At 34.8% G+C, this 18,101-nt stretch carries 9 protein-coding genes; 3 read left to right on the top strand and 6 right to left on the bottom strand.

Annotation, left to right across the window (positions count from 1 at the left end; translation table 11 throughout):
* Positions 1 to 56: 56 nt before the first annotated feature.
* The 5 genes from QLS65_RS15940 to porU form a co-directional block, all read right to left on the bottom strand.
* Entirely contained in the window at positions 57 to 1,709 is a 1,653-nt protein-coding gene (locus QLS65_RS15940; protein ID WP_282718659.1) for a pyruvate dehydrogenase complex dihydrolipoamide acetyltransferase, read from the bottom strand.
* Positions 1,710 to 1,716: 7 nt separating this feature from the next.
* Positions 1,717 to 2,715 (bottom strand): pyruvate dehydrogenase (acetyl-transferring) E1 component subunit alpha, encoded by a 999-nt coding sequence (gene pdhA / locus QLS65_RS15935; RefSeq protein ID WP_282718658.1) that lies wholly within the window; start codon positions 2,713 to 2,715, stop codon positions 1,717 to 1,719.
* A gap of 143 nt (positions 2,716 to 2,858) precedes the next feature.
* Positions 2,859 to 3,341 (bottom strand): cytidine deaminase, encoded by a 483-nt coding sequence (cdd, locus tag QLS65_RS15930; RefSeq protein WP_282718657.1) that lies wholly within the window; start codon positions 3,339 to 3,341, stop codon positions 2,859 to 2,861.
* Positions 3,342 to 3,415: 74 nt separating this feature from the next.
* Positions 3,416 to 4,585, bottom strand: a complete 1,170-nt coding sequence (gene porV / locus QLS65_RS15925; RefSeq protein WP_099713539.1) for a type IX secretion system outer membrane channel protein PorV — start codon at positions 4,583 to 4,585, stop codon at positions 3,416 to 3,418.
* A gap of 38 nt (positions 4,586 to 4,623) precedes the next feature.
* Positions 4,624 to 8,460, bottom strand: a complete 3,837-nt coding sequence (porU, locus tag QLS65_RS15920) for a type IX secretion system sortase PorU (RefSeq protein ID WP_282718656.1) — start codon at positions 8,458 to 8,460, stop codon at positions 4,624 to 4,626.
* A gap of 220 nt (positions 8,461 to 8,680) precedes the next feature.
* Here porU and gldJ point away from each other — a divergent pair, with 220 nt between their 5' ends.
* Positions 8,681 to 10,366 (top strand): gliding motility lipoprotein GldJ, encoded by a 1,686-nt coding sequence (gene gldJ, locus QLS65_RS15915; RefSeq protein WP_282711842.1) that lies wholly within the window; start codon positions 8,681 to 8,683, stop codon positions 10,364 to 10,366.
* Between the two features lie 63 nt (positions 10,367 to 10,429).
* Positions 10,430 to 11,716, top strand: a complete 1,287-nt coding sequence (locus tag QLS65_RS15910; protein ID WP_282718655.1) for a UDP-N-acetylmuramoyl-tripeptide--D-alanyl-D-alanine ligase — start codon at positions 10,430 to 10,432, stop codon at positions 11,714 to 11,716.
* Positions 11,717 to 11,779: 63 nt separating this feature from the next.
* Here the strand turns inward: QLS65_RS15910 and QLS65_RS15905 are convergent, their stop codons facing one another.
* Positions 11,780 to 14,653, bottom strand: a complete 2,874-nt coding sequence (locus tag QLS65_RS15905; RefSeq protein WP_282718654.1) for a triple tyrosine motif-containing protein — start codon at positions 14,651 to 14,653, stop codon at positions 11,780 to 11,782.
* Between the two features lie 337 nt (positions 14,654 to 14,990).
* Here QLS65_RS15905 and QLS65_RS15900 point away from each other — a divergent pair, with 337 nt between their 5' ends.
* Positions 14,991 to 18,101: a SusC/RagA family TonB-linked outer membrane protein gene (locus QLS65_RS15900; RefSeq protein ID WP_282718653.1), complete on the top strand. Its 3,111-nt coding sequence runs from the start codon at positions 14,991 to 14,993 to the stop codon at positions 18,099 to 18,101.

Genomic DNA, 18,101 nt, shown 5'->3' with positions numbered 1-18,101 from the left:
AAAATCCCGTCAAGTTTTTGAAACAAGACGGGATTTGTATTTTAAGAACCGAGTTATTACGCAAGCATCGTAACTGGATTTTCTATAAATTGTTTCAATGTTTGTAAAAATTGAGCTCCAGTTGCACCATCAATTGTTCTGTGGTCACAAGCTAAAGATAACATCATTGTGTTTCCTACAACAATCTGACCATTTTTCACAACCGGTTTTTCTACAATAGCTCCTACGGATAGGATAGCAGAATTAGGTTGATTGATGATAGAGTTGAATTCTGTAATACCAAACATTCCAAGATTAGAAACTGTAAAAGTACTTCCTTCCATTTCTGTAGGCAATAATTTTTTGTTTTTAGCTCTTCCTGCAAGATCTCTAACGCTTCCGCCAATTTGAGATAAACTCATAGCATCTGTAAAACGTAATACAGGAACTACTAATCCGTCTTCAACAGCTACAGCAACTCCAATATTCACGTGATGGTTGATGATGATAGCATCCTCTCTCCATTGAGAATTTATTTTTGGATGTTTTTTCAATGCTAATGCACACGCTTTTATCACCATATCGTTGAATGATACTTTTGTATCAGGAACGCTGTTAATGATAGCTCTTGATTTCATTGCTTCGTCCATAGTTACCTCAATTACTAAGTTGTAATGTGGCGCAGTGAATAAAGACTCTGCTAAACGTTTTGCAATGATTTTTCGCATTTGCGAATTTTTGATTTCTTCTGTGAAAACTTCTCCTGCAGGTACAAATGGTTTTGCAGCAGCTACAGTTTCTGCTTTCGCTGGGGTAGCACTTGTCGGTGCTGGAGCAGCGCTAGTTTGTGGTGTGAAGTTTTCGATATCGCTTTTTACAATACGTCCGTTTTCACCAGAACCTTTTACTTGAGTCAATTGAATTCCTTTGTCACTTGCAATTTTCTTTGCCAATGGTGATGCTAAAATTCGTTGACCGTCAGTTGATGGTTCTTGAACGATTGGTTCCGAAGCTTTTTCTGTTGAAGCAACTTCTTTTTCTTCTGCTACTGCAGGAGCTGCTTGTGGCGCTCCACCAGTTTTATAATTTTCAGCAATTCCGCTGATATCAGTTCCTGCAGGTCCAATGATTGCCAAAAGACTATCAACTGGTGCAGTATTTCCTTCTTCGATTCCTACGTATAATAAAGTTCCTTCATTGAAAGATTCGAATTCCATTGTTGCTTTGTCGGTTTCGATTTCAGCAAGAATGTCTCCTTCGCTTACTTTATCACCTACTTTTTTCAACCAAGTAGCTACTGTTCCTTCTGTCATGGTGTCGCTTAAACGCGGCATCGTGATAACTACAACTCCTTTTGGTAATGAAGCTGTTGCAGGTGCTGCAGCTTTTGTAACTTCAGGAGTAGTTGCTGTTTCTTCAGTAACTTTTGTTTCTTCTTTAGCTGGAGCTGCATCAGCTGGTTTTCCTGCTAGTAATGCCGAAATGTCCTCGCCTTCTTTTCCTATAATTGCTAATAATGAGTCAACCGGTGCAGTTTCACCTGCAGGGATTCCTATGTGTAAAAGTGTTCCTTCGTTGAAAGACTCAAATTCCATTGTTGCTTTGTCAGTTTCAATTTCTGCAAGGATATCACCTTCGCTTACTTTATCACCTACTTTTTTTAGCCAAGTCGCTACCGTTCCTTCCGTCATCGTATCGCTCAAACGAGGCATTGTAATTATTGTTGCCATAATTGATTTATAGTTTATGAGGTAAAAATGGATAGTTCTCTTGTTCGTATACTACATCGTATAGCTGTTCAATAGGAGGGTATTCAGATTCTTCGGCAAATGTTACACATTCTTCCACTAAATCTTTTACTCTTTGATCGATTACTTCGATTTCTTCTTCTGTAGCATATTTTTGATCTTTAATCACATCTAAAACTTGAGTAATTGGATCAATTTTTTTGTATTCTTCTACTTCTTCTTTCGAACGGTATAATTGTGCATCCGACATAGAGTGTCCTCTATAACGGTATGTTTTCATTTCTAGAAAAGTTGGTCCGTCTCCACGACGTGCTCTGTCAATTGCTTCAGTCATTGCTTCAGCAACTTTTACAGGGTTCATTCCGTCAACTGGTCCACAAGGCATTTCGTATCCTAAACCTAATTTCCAGATATCAGTATGATTGGCTGTTCTTTCTACAGAAGTTCCCATAGCGTAACCATTGTTTTCAACAATGAAAACCACTGGAAGTTTCCATAACATAGCCATGTTAAAAGCTTCGTGTAAAGATCCTTGACGTGCTGCACCATCACCAAAATAAGTCATAGTAACACCGCCAGTTTCAAAATATTTGTCTGCAAAAGCTAATCCTGCACCTACAGGAATTTGTCCTCCTACAATTCCGTGACCACCATAAAAACGGTGCTCTTTTGAAAAGATGTGCATAGAACCACCCATACCTTTTGAAGTTCCGGTAACTTTTCCTAAAAGTTCTGCCATTACGCGTCTAGGATCAACTCCCATACCTATTGGCTGAACGTGATTTCTGTAAGCAGTAATCATTTTGTCTTTTGTCAAGTCCATTGCGTGCAATGCACCAGCTAATACGGCCTCTTGACCATTGTATAAATGTAGAAATCCTCTAACTTTTTGTTGGATGTATAATGCTGCAAGTTTGTCCTCAAACTTTCTCCAAAGCAGCATATCTTCATACCACTTTAAATATACTTCTTTTGTAACTTCTTTCATCTGAATTTTTCTTTTGCTAAAGTGTTATTGTATTATCAATTTGTACCTATAACGCAAAATAGTTTCCTCCCACAAATTTGCGAAATGCAAAAATAAGACATTCCAAGTAAGAACTAAAATTTAATAGGCAATTTTTGGAATTTTTACAAGAATTTTTTATCGAACATAAATGGAAGCAAGTTTTTCAGGGATTCGGATTTGTAAATTGCACCAATTTCTCCCATAAAATAGATTTCGATAGGGGTCTCTTGTTTGATTTCGTATTCGGCTATAGATTGTCTGCAAGATCCGCAAGGTGGAATCGGAGCTGTAGTTTGATTCGAGTCAGAAGCAGCTGTAATTGCCATTTTTAAAATTTTGGCTTCCGGATACACTGCTCCGGCATAAAAAATAGCGACACGTTCCGCGCATAGTCCGGATGGATAAGCTGCGTTTTCTTGGTTTGAACCTAATACCGTTTTGCCGTTGTCTAAAACAATTGCAACTCCAACTCTGAATTTTGAATAGGGAGCGTAAGCATTTTTTCGGACTTCAACGGCTTGCGTCATTAATTCCTGAATGTCATTTGGTAAATCTTGAATAGAATCGAATACTTTGAATTGAGTGGTAATTGTTATTTCTTTCATGCTTTTTTAAGGAAAAAAAATCCAAACTTCATAGTGTTGAAATTTGGATTGTTATTTGTGGATTTTATTTATGTTTAATATTCGTCATATTTGTCTCCAAAATTGAAGGTAAGAGAAAAACGAAGCGTGTTCTCTAAAGGGTTTTTTACTTTTGATGCCGAGAATAAATACGAAACATCTACTTTGACAACATTGTATTTGAAACCTGCTCCAAGCGATAAAAATTGACGAGCTCCTTTTAAAGGACTTTCGTGAAAATATCCCAAACGCATAGCAAAGGAATCTTGGTACAAATATTCGGCGCCTACAGCATAAGTAACTTCTTTTAATTCCTCGCTAAATCCATCAGGAGCATCACCAAATGATTCGAAAACACCGGAAGTCCACCCAATAGCACGGTAATTCTGGTTGTTTTGATTGCGTTCTTCAGTTGTTACGGTTCCGTCACCGTTTAAATCAGGATCTTGTGGTGTAGGAACTAATAGTTTGTTAAATTCAACATTGACAGCAACCTTGTTATAGTCGTCTAAAATAAAATCAAAACCAGTTCCTATTTTTAAATTGGCAGGTATGAAGTTGTTGTTAAAGTCATCGTTGTCATAACTGATTTTTGGACCTAAATTTTGAATATTAAATCCTGCTCTCCATCTTCCGTTGAATTCGTTGTACGCTATTTCTTCGGATTGGTAAAAACCGGCTACATCAACAGCAAATGTACTTGCAGATGATGCATCGTTATTATCTGAAGCCACTTTTAGATTTGAATTGATAAACCTTCCTGCAATAGCCATAGAGAATTTCTCGCTTAGCTTTAAGGAATAAGAACCATCAATAGCAAACTCGTTTGGAGAAACTATTCTAGGTGCTTCGTTAGGATCACCTGTTTCGCGTAATTCAATTTCACCTAAACCAAAGTAACGAAGGCTTCCTGCAAAGGCACTTCTTTCATTTAATTTTTGATAATAGGTCAATTGTCCTAATGATATATCATTAACCAGGTCAGTAAGGTAAGGTGTGTAGCTTATCGAAAATCCTTTTTGGTCCGTTGCAAAAGCATATTTTGCCGGATTCCATTGTTGTGAAAAAGCATCAGCTGATGTTGCAACTCCTACGTCTGCCATACCTGCAGCTCTAGCGTCTGCTGCAACTAATAAAAAGGGAACCCCCGGGTTTATAACTCTATCTTGTGCTTTTGTGAAAGAAATTACAAATAAAAAGATAAAAAGTAATGTTATTTTTTTCATTATTGTAGGAAGTTTTATTAAACAAATATAGTATTTTATTAAAGTATAACAAGTTTTTCAAATTTTTCAGTTTTCTTATTTGTTAGACTTGATTTGACGGTTAGTTTGTAGACATAAACGCCTTTCCCTATTTTATCTCCAAAATCATCTTTGCCATCCCAAGTGATTTCTTTTGATAAAAATCCTTCAGTTGTGATAATTTGATTTTTTGTCCAAACCACTTTTCCTGTTATTGTCATTACTTGAACCTGAACGTCCAATGGTTCAAATGGTCTGTTGTGTGTAAACCAAAACTCAGTATAATTAACGAACGGATTTGGATAATTCAACACATGTGTCAATGTTATCGTTTCATCACCTACAACAATAAACTGAATCTCAGCGGTTATCGGGTTGTTGTATACATCCCACGCTTTGAATGTTATAGTGTGTAATCCCGGAGCTAAATTGCGCAACGGAAACCGGAGAGTTCCACTTGTAAAATCGTCTAATGTTGTTTGATAATAATCATTCAGTACAAAGGGATTGCTTACATCTCCATCAAGAATAGCAACAATATCATGACCTATTCCGCTTGCCGTATTTATTCCGTTTTCATCTTCAAGCAGTGCAACAAGAAATGGGGATTCATTAGTTGTTCCGCCAGAAACAAAAGTCTCGTCATTCATATATAACTTAACTCTTGGACTAATATTGTCTGCGGTTGCATTTTCATTTATTCCGCCTATTTTTATTGTTGAATCGTATCCGGTTTCGTTCTGTAATAACTGATTTTTTTTGGAATAAAAACTAATCCTTCCGTTGGCCAATGGGACTCTAATGTCTCTTGGTACAACAAAACTAAACTCAAACTGGCCATTAGTGACTGATGCGTTTCCTCTGAATATTGTTTCGCCTAAAACATTGAAATTAATAGGCGGACTATTACCGTCATTGTTATATGTTGTTCTTGAAACTGTTTTGTCAAAAATAGTCGTGGAAACTTCTCCGTTATAATTCGTTAACAAGTTATTGTTTTCATCTGTAACTTCTCCTGTCAGTTTCATTTTTGCCAATGATTTGAAGTCGTCAATGGTTTGGGTGACCGGAATATCATTTACTTTAGTTAATCTAATTTTTGGCTTTGGAATAGCAAGCATCAATGCAGGATCGCCAATATAAAAAACAACATTGGTGGCTGAATTTGGATTGCTGTTTTTTGAAATTCGCAGCGCTTCAGCAATTGAAGTATATTGGTTCGAATTGTACGATAATAAATTTTTTGTCAGAGCGTCATTGAAATTTTCTGCACTGAATTGTCCAATGGATCGAATGGTAGTAATCATTGCGATTGCTCCGCCTTTAGGATTCCAATAGGTGTATTCTCCAGCGGTTGGTCTTAAAGGATTGTCAAAACGGGAAAATTCACAAGTGATGGTTATAAATAAAGGATACTTGTATTGATTGCTCAAGTTCTGTCCATCTGATTTTTCCCAAATGCGTTCGCCTGATAAACCATCTTCGCCACCGTGTCCTAAATAATTAAACACCAAAGCCCCTTTTTCGAAAGCATTGAAGAAGTCCGTTCTTGCTTTTGGATATCTGGAACCTCCTGCGGATGCTTCTTGGACATAAGAATCTAAAAGAATTTTAGTCACATTTAGAAATGGTTTTTCGGAAGCAATTGTATTTGCAAGGCTGTTTTGTCTGTTTTGTAAACTGGCATCAGATGTTATATCTGAATCATCAGAAACCAATGCGAAGTTATTTCTCCAGCTTCCGTAGGACTTTAAGTCGTGATATTCGATGACTTTATTTACCATTTCGTCAGCTTGTTTGGCATCATTCACCAGCATTCTGCCCACAGCAATATCAATTCCTCCAAAATACGAAACAACATTTCCTTCTGTAGCATCCATTAATCCAAAAAAATCATCTGAAGCAAAAGAGGATTCACCCGTAGTGCTACTGTTTAAGGCGTGGTAAATAGGGACTACATTAGTGTTGTTTGTGATTCTATTTTTAAAATCATAAGAGGCATCTCCAAAAAGATTGATAAACTTTACTCTTTTCTCCGGTGCTGAAGCATTTTCATAGATGTACTTAATGCAATTTCGGATTGCAGCAACATCTTGCTTTCCAGAAGAAAATTCTTGATAGATGGACTCCAATGAAATTACTTTTACTTTTAAATTGGAATGGGTGCGATGGAAAGTGGCTAATTTTTCAGCTTGTGTGGCTAAAAAAGTAGGCGTGATAATCACATAATCGATGTCTTGGAATTGACCTTGTCCGTTTTTTAATACTGTTCCTTTTAGGTTTTGATTCGCAATTTTAGATTTGCTGTCTTTTAAAGGTGTGTAATAGTCCGTAGCATCTAAAGCAATATATTTTCTGAGTTCTCCCAAGTTTGCTTTAAAATTTATTGTGCTCTGATTTGAGTTTTCGATTGTGGTTACATTATAAATATCGGTGACATCCCAAATTTGTGGAATATCTGTTGTGTTTGAAAGGCTGTAATTCACAATTCCAAAACTTGAATTGGATTGATCGTATTGAAAATGAAACTGTTTTCCGTAGCCTTGCAGTTTTCGCTTGGCGATAAGCCTGATGTTGTCCAGAAAACCTTTGGAACCCGGAACACCATTATTATTGTATTTCAATTTTATTTTTATGTTTTCGGCACCATTAAAGCTAGTGTTATTTGGTAAAGAACCTAAATAAAACTCCGTTTCGGAATTATTGTTTAATGCAGGAAAAGATATGGTGCCAACTGTGGTTCCATTTGCAGTGACATTTAAAGTAGTTGGGGTAAATGCAGCTGAAGCAGCTGTTAATAAAACTTTTACAGGAGTTGAAGGATCAATATTAGGGAAATTAAAATCGAATTCCTGTTCGTCTTTGACCTCAAATGATTCGCCAAACCATTGGCGACCCAATCGCGCTATGTTAATAAGGTCTACTTCGTGGTATTGATGGTCATCAAAAGAAGCGATGTTTAAAGTACTACTTCCGGAAGGTTGAGCCATAGGAGTGATTCTTTTTCCATCGGAACCTTGAACAGTAATGTAATAATAGGATTTTGTATCGTACAAATTAGTAAAAGTTAGGCTTTCGGGATTCCATGTGTCTAACCCTTCGGCATAAAAAAGTATATAATCATCGTTGTTGAAAATTCCGTCAGATTCACCATTGATTTGAATTGCGTTTTCGGATAAGTCGTTTGGATAAAAAATACTGTTTGATAGCGGAAGCATTCGTCCGCCATTACCATAAATTTTTATTTTTCGCGGGTCTAATGTATTTGGGTCTAATCCTAATTGTTGTAAAAAAGTTTTAGTGATTTTATATACACCGGATTTTTCAACATAAAATTGATACCAGTTGCCTGTTGCTAAAGCAGAATTGATGATGCTATTTGTGCTTGCGCTTTTGCTGGATTGTGATATTCTGGTAGTATTGGCATCTACTTCATAGGAAAAAGACTTTATGCGTTTAAAACCGAAATCGTCCTTAATTATAGGTGAAAGATTGATAAAAGCGTCTCTGATATCTCTTGAAATGCTTACATTTAGAGATGCATTTATTGCTTTAGGGATATTTTCGGAAGCCAAATCGCCAAGTTGCGAAGTTGTGATTGTTTCGTAAGTTACATTTGTGATTGTGACTTTCCCTTCGTTAAAAGAGATTGGTTCTTTTATTTTTAGGGTATAAAGCAATGCCTTTTGGGAAGCATCATAATGAAAATTATTTCCTGTAAATTGAGGGATAATGACTTTGAAATTGCCATAGGACATTTCTTTTTTATCTGTCCATTCAATGACTGCGTCACCTTTAAATTGGGCAAAAGAAACAAAAGGAATAAAGCTTAAATAAGCCAAAAGTATTTTTCTCATCGTTTTTTTAACGTGATTAATAGTGGGTTATTATTTATCAGTAAAAATAAACCATTTCGTGTGATTTAAATAATAAATATTATAAATTTGCGTTTTGATATATAATTTATTGTTAAAACTATACCGACGAAAATTATTTAAAAGTATGATGTTGATTAATGGTTAATTATTATATTGCGGCACTTAAATTATTACCTACTATTATTACCTACTAAAGAGTATGAAAGCAAACAAAATTATGGGCTTACGATTGTTGATATCAATCCTGTTAGTAATTGGTTTTTCCAGTTGCAGTAAAAAGTCCAGCTCCAAAAACACCTCAAGAGCAACCGGTTGGAATATGGACAGCAAAAAAGCAGGTTCAAGTAAAAAACAACAAGCAGGGCCAGGTTTGGTTTTTGTGGAAGGTGGTACGTTTACTATGGGAAAAGTAGAGGATGATGTTATGCATGATTGGAATAATACCCCAACACAACAACACGTTCAGTCTTTTTATATGGATGAGACTGAGGTTACTAATTCTATGTATTTAGATTATTTAGATTGGTTGAAAAGTGTTTACCCACCCACAGAAGAAAATTATAAAAATATATACGAAGGCGCCTCACCTGATACGTTGGTTTGGAGAAATAGATTAGGTTACAATGAAACGATGACTAATAATTATTTGAGACATCCTTCTTATGCAGAATATCCTGTTGTAGGAGTAAATTGGATTCAAGCAGTTGAATTCAGTAACTGGAGAACCCAACGTGTAAATGAAGCGCTTTTAGAAAAAAATGGATATCTTAAAAAGAATGCAAAAACATTAGATGTAACTGCTGACAGTAATTTTGATACTGAAACGTATTTGAATTCACCTACTTTGGCATACGGTGGAAATGAAGAAATTGTATTAAAAGGGAAAAATGGAGGTAAAAAAACTCCAAAAGCTGGAAAAGACGGTAAAGTTATTGAACCTAAAAATGTTTATGCACAACGCTCTTCTGGAATACTCCTTCCTGAATACAGACTGCCAACTGAAGCAGAATGGGAATATGCAGCTGCTGCTGATGTAGGACAAAGAGAATACAATATCTATAAAGGCCAGAAAAAATACCCTTGGTCAGGAGGTTATACTCGTTCAGGTAAAAGACAAAGTAAAGGAGATCAGTTAGCCAATTTCAAACAAGGTAATGGAGATTACGGTGGAATTGCAGGTTGGTCCGATGATGGTGCAGATATCACAAATGAGGTTAAAAAATACCCTGCAAATGATTTTGGATTGTATGATATGGCTGGAAATGTTGCCGAATGGGTGCAAGATGTTTACAGACCAATAATTGATAATGAAGCGAATGATTTCAATTACTTTAGAGGAAATCAATACACTAAAAATAAGATTGGTGCAGACGGTAAAGTTGAAATTGTTACTAAAGAGAATATGAAATTTGATACTTTAAGCAATGGTAGGATTGTTGCTAGAAAATTCCCAGGTCAAATTGCTCAAGTTCCTGTTGATGAAAAAGAAACGTATTTGAGACAGAATTTCGACAAAAGTGATAATACTAATTACAGAGATGGTGATAAGCAATCTACAAGATATTATAACTTTGGATCTTCTGAATCTGACACCGAAAAACAAAAAGATGAGAAAATCATGTATAACTCTCCTAAACATAATGTTACTACTGATAGTTTAGGTAAAATGGTTAGAAAATATGATAAGTCAAGCAAGAGAACAACTTTAATAAATGACGAAGTTAGAGTTTATAAAGGTGGTTCTTGGAGAGATAGAGCTTATTGGTTAGATCCTGCACAAAGAAGGTATTTTCCACAAGATATGGCTACAGATTACATCGGTTTTAGATGTGCAATGTCTAGAGTAGGTCCTAAAGCCGATAAGAAAAAATCAGCTAGAAATTAAATTTTTATAAAATAAAAATAAAAGCCCTTTGATTAGGGCTTTTATTTTTTTAAATCGTTTCAAATGGATATTAGTTACATTCATAGTTTGTATTTAAAGTGTAAATCGGTATCGATAGATACCCGGAAAATTGAGTTGAATTCCTTATTTGTCGCTATAAAAGGGGAGCGTTTTGATGCGAATACATTTGCTAAAGAAGCATTGGATAAAGGTGCTTCTTATGTTATAATTGACGATAGATCGTATTTTATTGACCAAAGAACAATTTTAGTTGATGACAGTTTACTAACCTTACAGGAACTGGCTAAATTTCATCGAGAATATTTGAAACTACCTATAATAGCGCTTACGGGAAGTAATGGTAAAACAACAACCAAAGAACTGATTCATGTCGTTCTTTCTAAAAAATTCAATACCAAAGCTACCGTTGGAAATCTTAATAACCACATTGGCGTTCCGTTGACATTGCTTTCATTTAATTCAGAAACAGAAATTGGAATTGTTGAAATGGGGGCGAATCACAAAAAAGAAATTAAATTTCTATGTGAATTAGCAAAGCCAGATTATGGCTACATTACTAATTTTGGAAAAGCGCATTTAGAAGGTTTTGGTGGTGTGGAAGGAGTGATTGAAGGAAAAAGCGAAATGTATCAGTACCTTTCGGCAAATGATAAACTTGCATTCATAAATCTGGAAGACCCCATTCAAGTTGAAAAGTCAAGGTCGTTAAAGACCTATTCTTTTGGCGTAAGTAAAACGGATGCGGATGTAAATATTACCTCAGTCAAAGCAAATCCATTTGTGGCAATAAACTATTCTGATCTAACTATTTCAACGCATTTAATAGGCTTGTATAATGCCAATAACATAAATGCGGCGCTAACTATAGGAAAGTATTTTAAAATTGATGATATCGCAATAAAAGAAGCTTTAGAAAGCTATGTGCCTGAGAATAACAGATCGCAGTTATTGACAAAAGGAACTAACCAAATTATTCTGGACGCCTATAATGCAAACCCAAGCAGTATGGCTGTTGCTATTGAGAATTTTCTGCAGTTAGAGAGTTCAAATAAAGCAATGATTTTGGGAGACATGTTTGAGTTGGGACAGGAAAGTCAGGAAGAGCATAAAGCAATAGTTGACCTGCTTTCGAATGAAGATAACGTGAAATGTTATTTTATCGGTTCAGCATTTTATGCCAATAAATTTGAAAAAAGTAACTTTTGGTTTTACAATACATTTGAAGAATTTTCAAATGATTTGCCAATGACTGAATTCAATAATTGTACTATTTTGATAAAAGGATCCAGGGGAATGGCATTGGAGCGAACTTTAAATTTCTTGACATAACGAACAGCTGTTTTTATCATAGAAATGCCATCATAGTAATTTATGATGGCATTTTGGTTTTTATTAAATGCTCATTAGAAATCCAATCAGATTTTCTTTTTTATTGAGTCCTAGTTTTTTTCTCAATCGGTAACGTGCCAGTTCTACTCCTCCGTTTGATATATTCATGATTTCGGCAATCTCTTTCGTTGACATATTCATTAATAGATAGGTTGATAAATCCAATTCTCGGGGAGATATTATAGGATATTTTTCTTTTAATCTTTTAAGGAAATCAAAATGTACATTCTTAATGTGTTTTTCTAAGTCTTTCCAGCTTTTGTCTGCGTTAACTTCTTTGGTGATGCTTTTATTCAATTTTGTAAATTGAAACTTGGTAGAATCATCAAAAGATTCGACATTGATATCTTTTAATTTGTAAATGATGCCATTTAGGATTTTGTTTTTCTTAACTACTTGCAGCGAATTATTGACTAATTCTTTGTCCTTAGCTAAAATCTTAATTTGTAACTTGTCACTTTTTAATTTTTCGATTTCTTTTTCCAGTTCGTATTGTTCCTGTCTTATTTTAGATTCTTTCTCTAAATATAGTCTTCGCTGCTCTATTGTTTCGTAATATTTGTTTTTTCGTATCTTCATTTTTACTCTGTTGCGAATGAAAAATACAGAAGCAACTATTAGTAAAAGATAAAATAAATATGCCAAAAAATGCCTGTACCAAGGTGGGGAAACAGTAAAAGTAGCAATTGCTTCTTGCGATTGAATCCCATGACTGTTTCTCACTTTTAATTTCATTTTGTAATCACCTTCTCTTAAGTTAGTGTATTCTTTAATTGAAATGGAAGACCAAGCGCTCCATCGATCATCAAAACCTTCCAGTTGATAAGAGAATTCTACATTCTCCAGATTTTCATAAGTTGGAGACGAGAATGTGAATTTCACGCGATTTGCTGAATAAGGTATTTTGAGCATGTCAATCTTATTTTGTCCGTTTCCTAAGATTATTGTATCTCCCGGATAAGAAAAACTTCGTATAAATGCTGTTGGTTTTGACACGGAATAATTCTGTAGTTTCGGATTATAATGGGCTAAACCATCGGTTAAACCAATTAATATATTTTCAGGATTAATCGTGTTTACGGAGATGTAGTTGTTTACGAGATTGCCTGTTAAGCTGGAAAAAGGCGCAATAGAGTTTTTATAAGTGCCATTTTTCTGTTTCATTAAAACGCCTAATGATTCGCTGAAAATATACCAGATATTGCCATAATTATCTTCAGTTAAAGAATATATTTTTGGAACATCTTTAAATACCGCACTAATTTTTTTATCTTCAAAAAACAAATCTTGTTCTTGTGAATATTTATAAAAACGATTATCTGTTTGGAAGTATACGTTGTTTTTCATTCGTTGTAAACTCCCTATTCCTTTAACTGAGTTGGATAGATTTTTATGTGTTTTTATAGATTTAAATTTGTTTAAACCATCTGATAGGGTTAGCTGGTAAAGTAAATTGTCTTTTTTTAACCACAAATTAAGCTCATCTATTTCAAATGTATTGGCCGATAGGTCAAATCCTTCTACTTGATTTTTATAGCTCCATCCGCCGGATTTTTTTTCAAATATAGTAAATCCGTAGTAGGTTGACCCAATTAAGTAGTTAGGGCGGTTGGGAATTGGCTTAAAGCCAAAATGCCCTTTGTTGTCTAATGTTTTAATAACCTTTCCTCCCGAAACCAACAATGCGCCTCTATTGTGAGCACAGATTAGCTGATCGTCTATCACTTGAATATTCCAAGCTTGACCTGTGGTTCCTTCAACAAGTTTAAAAGTGTCTTCTTTAATGCTATTGCTCCAAGAATGGTAAAAAAGACCTTGATTAGTGGCTACGTAAAGGTTTCCTTTATAAGCTACAGAAGCGTAAACCGTACTTAAATCATAACTGAAACCAAAATAGGTAAATGGAGAATTTTCATTAATAAAGGCAATTCCATTGTCTAGTCCCAGCCAAAGGTTGTTTTTGTTGTCAATAAATGAAGTCAGTACGGTGTTGTTTTGCAATCCCTTTTTATGATTGATGTGCTGAATTATATTTCCGTTCAAGTCGCAAATAATCATGCCGTCTAATACGGAATTCAGAATGATGAACTTATCTTTTATAGTTACCCCGCCAAGGGAACTGTTTTTTTTGATGAAATAATTTGCTTCGGTATTCCATGAAGTAATTTTTTCATTGTCATATATAAAAAGCCCTTTGTCTAAAGTTGTAATAAGGATTTTATTATCCGGCATTGGAAACATTCCCCAGATTTCTGTAGTGTTCAAAACGGTAGTTTCTTTTAACGGAAACAATTTTCCATTTTTATATTCCAATATTCCTGCAGAAATATCCTGAAAATAAAGTTGGTTCTTTACCTGAAATGAAAATTGAAATCTGTTTGGGGATTCCAGTAATTTAAGTTTCTGGTTTTTGAAAATATAGGCTCTTGTAAACGATTGAAATAGTACTTCTCCTTTGTGAATATGAATTTTCCAGATAAAGTCAATCGCTTTGATATTGTCCTTGTTTATTAGTTTTGAAACTGAAAAATAAACCAGTTTTCCTTTAGAATTAGCTTCGAAATATCCAAATTCATCATAGCCTCCGACAAAAATTCTTCCGGAGTCATCAATCTTCAAACACCTGATGGCAGATAAATTTGGTAAACTGTATTTTTTCCATGATGATCCGTCAAATTGGAAAAGACCATTATTATTCGCAAAATATAAATTGCCGTTTTTATCTTGATCTATGTTCCAGTTTTGAGTGCCTCCTTTATAGTCGGTTCTTTTATAGTTTCTAATTTCCGGCAAGCCAATATTTTTCACCTGTCCATAGATTGTTGTAAAGGATGATAAAATCAAAAAAAATAGAATATGGAGTTTGGTAAATCTCATAATTGAAGTCTAAGTGTAATGAGTTGATTGTTATTAAAAAAGGGCAATTATTATTGTTTATAAAACGATGGTTTTTCAATGAATTCAATAAATAAAACGCAATTTCTCTTTATTTCATAAATGTAGTGGTTTTTATTTAAATTAACATTTAAATAACAAAGCAAAAAAATATTTAATCTGTTTAAAAACAAGTATTTATAAATTTTTTGATGTGTTTTTGTTAAGTATTAAAAATGTATTTGATGTGTTTTTGTAGTAAATAATTAAAATGAATATAGAAAAAATAGTGATAATATTGCTTCAAATTACTAATTAATTAACCAAAATTTTTAGAAATATGAAATTTACAAAACTGTTCATTTTTTGTCTTTTATCTATTCTATTCTCAGTTTATGCACAAGCACAAGATGTTACTGTAAACGGAAAAGTATATGACGAAAACGGGCTGCCCATCCCAGGAGTAAGCGTTTTAATTAAAGGAACTTCCAAAGCTGCGGCTACGGATTTTGATGGGAACTATCAAATTAAGGCTGATTCAAAAGCCACTTTAGAGTTTAGCTATGTAGGCTATATTACTTCAAAGGAAGCTATCAATGGAAGAAGTCGAGTTGATGTTAAACTTAAATCTTCAACAGAGAACTTGCAGGAAGTTGTCGTTGTAGGTTACGGAACTCAAAAGAAAAGTGTTGTTACTGGAGCAATATCGAGCGTAAAAGCAAAAGATCTTGAGAAAGTACCAAATGGTCGTATCGAGCAAGCTTTACAAGGTAGAGTTTCCGGTGTTACTATTGCTGCTAGTTCTGGTCAACCAGGTTCTGGATCCACAATCCGTGTCAGAGGGGTAACTACTTTTGGCGATGGTGGTAATAATCCACTTTGGGTTGTAGACGGAGTTGTTGTAGATGGTGGTGGAATAGGATTCCTTAATCAATCTGATATTGAGTCGATTGAAGTACTTAAGGATGCTGCTTCTGCTGCAATTTATGGTACTCGTGCTGCAACAGGGGTAATTTTGGTGACAACCAAAAAAGGAAAATCAGGAAAAATTTCTGTGAACTACAATGGTTTTTCAGGAATTTCATCTCCAGAAAAAACTTTAAATTTACTGAACGCCACACAATATGGTGCTTTGTTAAATGAAAAATCAGTTGCCGCCGGCGGTCCAGCAATATTTCCTAATTTATCTGCTTTAGGAGTTGGTACAGATTGGCAGAAAGCGATTTTTAATACAAGCGCTTTCCGTTATTCACATGAATTGAGTATCAGCGGTGGATCTGATGTTTCTAATTTTTATGCTTCTTTTGGACTTCAGGAACAAGAAGGAATTGTTTCAACAGAAATATCAAATTACAGCAAAAAGAATTTCCGTTTAAACTCAACACATAAAATATCTAAAGTATTTACTTTCGGACAAACATTAGGTTTCTCGAGACAAAAAACAATTGGTATTGGAAATACAAACAGCGAGTTTGGTGGGCCGTTAAGTTCAGCAATCAACTTAGACCCAACTACTCCTTTGGTAGAAACGGATCCTGTAAAAGCGAATGATGCACCTTATGCTACTAATCCTGTAATTCGTGATGCAAACGGAAATCCTTATGGAATTTCAAGTTTGGTTGGTCAAGAAATGACGAATCCTTTGGCTTATGCCAAAACAAGATTAGGAAGTTATGGTACTTCAGATGATATCGTTGGTAACGCGTATATTGAAGCGGCTATAACAAGTCATATAAAAGTGAGATCAACTTTTGGAGCAAAATTAGCAACATGGGGAGGTCAAGGATTCACACCTGTTTTCTATTTAAGTGCAACTTCAAATGTGCTAAAAAATAACTACAGCAAATATGAAAACAAAAGTTTTGCGTGGAATGTTGAAAACATATTGACGTATACAAATCAATTTGGGGATCATAACTTAACGGTTTTATTGGGTCAGGGATCTTACGTTGATAATATTGGCGGAGGTCTTGGTGCTACATTGTTTGGATTGCCTGTGACCAATTATAAAGATGCCTCTTTTAACTTTGATATACCACAATCGGACAGAAGCAGTTATACGTACGATTCTACACATCATAAATTGAACTCTTTATTTTCACGTGTGAATTACGATTACAAAGAGAAATATTTGTTTACTGGGATTATTCGTCGTGATGGTTCTACACGTTTCGGTGGTAACAATAAATTTGGTGTATTTCCATCGTTTAATTTAGGGTGGGTTTTAACCAAAGAAGATTTTTGGAAAGAAAGCAAAGTACTTAATACTTTTAAAATAAGAGGTGGATACGGAGTCGTTGGAAATGATGCCATACCAGATTTTAGATACCTTTCTCTAGTTGAAGGTGGTTATAATTATTCTTTTGGAAACGCAGGGGCAATTACGACTGGTTATGCTAACCTTACACTTGATAACCCAGATTTGAGATGGGAGGAAACTTCTCAGGCAAATGTTGGTTTTGAATCCAAACTTTTTAATGACATAAGTCTTACTGTAGACTTGTACAAAAAATCAACCAAAGGGATTTTACGTCCAATAAATATTCCGGGTTATGTAGGTGTGACTGCAAGTCCAATAGGTAATGTTGCCGATATGGACAATAAAGGAATCGAGGTTGAATTAGGATATAAAAAGACTTTTGGTGATTTTAATTTCTCTGCTAATGGGAATGTTGCTTACTTAGAAAACAAAGTTACTTATGTGGCTGCAGATTCTAATTATTTAGTGGGTGATGCTTCTTTTCAATCTATGGGCGCAGTAACAAGAACGCAAGTAGGGCAATCGTATAATTCATTTTACGGATTTAAAACAGCAGGTATTTTTCAAAATCAAGCAGAAATTGATGCTTATACAAATTCATCTGGAGGTTTGATTCAGCCAGCTGCCCGTCCGGGAGATTTCCGTTGGGTAGATACAGACGGTAATGGTTCAATTGGAGATGATGACAAACAATTTTTAGGAAGTAATATTCCAAAATACACTTTTGGTCTGACCTTAAATTTAGATTATAAAAACTTCGATTTGATGGCATTTGCTCAAGGAGCAGCAGGAAATAAAATTTTCCAGGGCTTGCGAAGACTGGATGTAGGAAATGCAAACTATCAAACGATTGCTTTAAGCAGATGGACAGGTGAAGGAACTTCAAATGATTATCCTAGACTAACTAATGATGATACCAATGGAAATTTTGGAAAGATGTCAGATTTTTACTTGGAAAAAGGAGATTATCTTAGACTGAAACTAGTTCAACTTGGATATTCATTGCCTAGTAGTGTGGTGAGTAAAATTGGAGCGAATAAAGTACGTTTTTATTTAACTGCCGAGAACTTATTGACTATTACTAAATACACGGGTTATGATCCAGAAATTGGTGGAGGTGTATTCGGGATAGACAAAGGAATTTATCCACAAGCTAGAACATTTATGCTTGGAGCTAATTTACAATTTTAA

This window comes from Flavobacterium algoritolerans (genome assembly GCF_030010385.1).
Classification (GTDB): Bacteria; Bacteroidota; Bacteroidia; order Flavobacteriales; family Flavobacteriaceae; genus Flavobacterium; species Flavobacterium algoritolerans.
This window is presented reverse-complemented; position numbering and strand designations above follow the sequence as displayed.